The organism is Methylobacterium nigriterrae, from assembly GCF_037106235.1.
Taxonomy (GTDB): Bacteria; Pseudomonadota; Alphaproteobacteria; order Rhizobiales; family Beijerinckiaceae; genus Methylobacterium; species Methylobacterium nigriterrae.
The window spans coordinates 1-296 of the sequence record NZ_JBAWTG010000709.1 but is presented as its reverse complement, the minus strand read 5'-3'; the positions used below and the strand labels follow the sequence as shown (position 1 = coordinate 296).

Annotated in this window: 1 pseudogene; it reads right to left on the bottom strand. The window is 70.6% G+C overall.

Features of this window, described 5'->3' with window-relative positions:
* Nucleotides 1-296, bottom strand: a pseudogene (locus tag WDW90_RS38820) (AMP nucleosidase); the annotation flags it as partial.

Sequence of the window (296 nt, the reverse complement as noted above, 5' to 3'; positions counted from 1 at the left end):
CAGTCCGAGCCGGTGTAGTGGACGAGCCGGCGCAGGGAGTAATCGACCCGGATCGCGTCGAAGAGAGCGAGTGGGCGCGGACGGTCGGCGCGCTGCTGCCAGAGCCCGTCCGCGATCTCGTCGCCGACGACGGACAGGAGCGGGACCGGAAACCAGGTGGCGAGGTCCGCCGCGCTGACGCCCCCGCCCGTGAGGTCGATGCCGGGCTCCAGCACGTACGGGTAGGGGATCTGCTGGGCGCTGAGCCCGACTTCCAGGCCGACGCCGTAGTCGCGGACGTGAGATCTGAGCTGATC